Here is a 1,003-nt window from a genome sequence, read left to right as displayed (position 1 = left end):
ATTGGACCACGCACTTGAGCACCAGTACGTTTCGCGGTTTCCACGATTTCCTGGGTTGATTGGTCGATCAGGCGATGGTCAAAAGCCTTCAACCTGATACGGATTTGCTGATTTTGCATTGGATTTCAGACTCCAGATTGCTATTCCCACCGAGCGCAATACGCCCGTTAAAAGGAGGCGCAATTCTATAGACGACCCCACTAGGTGTCAACTCAATAAAAAAAGCCCCCGCTGAGCGGGGGCTTTTTCATGCAATCATCGATTACTCGATGATTTTGGCTACGACGCCAGCGCCGACGGTACGACCGCCTTCACGGATAGCGAAACGCAGACCATCTTCCATTGCGATGGTTTTGATCAGGGTAACAGTCATTTGAATGTTGTCACCTGGCATTACCATTTCAACGCCTTCTGGCAGCTCGCAGTTACCAGTCACGTCAGTAGTACGGAAGTAGAACTGTGGACGGTAGCCTTTGAAGAACGGAGTGTGACGGCCGCCTTCTTCTTTGCTCAGAACGTAAACTTCTGCGGTGAACTTGGTGTGAGGCTTAACAGTGCCTGGCTTAACCAGAACCTGACCACGCTCAACGTCGTCACGCTTGGTGCCACGCAACAGAACGCCGCAGTTCTCGCCTGCACGACCTTCGTCGAGCAGCTTACGGAACATTTCAACGCCGGTGCAGGTGGTAACAGTAGTGTCACGCAGACCAACGATTTCCAGCGGATCTTGAACGCGAACGATACCGCGCTCGATACGACCAGTCACAACAGTACCGCGACCAGAGATCGAGAATACGTCTTCGATTGGCATCAGGAACGGCTTGTCGGTCAGACGAACTGGCTCTGGGATGTAGCTATCCAGAGTTTCAACCAGTTTACGAACGGCAGTAGTGCCCATTTCGTTGTCGTCTTTACCTTCCAGAGCCATACGAGCAGAACCGATGATGATCGGAGTGTCGTCACCTGGGAAGTCGTAAGTGCTCAGCAGATCGCGTACTTCCAT

Annotated in this window: 2 protein-coding genes; both read right to left on the bottom strand. The window is 51.9% G+C overall.

Features of this window, described 5'->3' with window-relative positions:
• A partial coding sequence (locus tag ACIQYF_RS23770; protein WP_402866749.1) for a 30S ribosomal protein S10 occupies positions 1 to 119 on the bottom strand: 119 nt, incomplete at its 3' end.
• 143 nt (positions 120 to 262) lie between these two features.
• On the bottom strand, positions 263 to 1,003 hold a 741-nt coding region (locus tag ACIQYF_RS23765), incomplete at its 5' end, for an EF-Tu/IF-2/RF-3 family GTPase (protein WP_402866746.1).

This window comes from Pseudomonas sp. NPDC096917 (genome assembly GCF_044762555.1).
In the GTDB taxonomy this organism is placed as follows: Bacteria; Pseudomonadota; Gammaproteobacteria; order Pseudomonadales; family Pseudomonadaceae; genus Aquipseudomonas.
The sequence above is the reverse complement of the archived record's forward strand: the minus strand, read 5'-3'. Positions and strand labels throughout refer to the sequence as shown.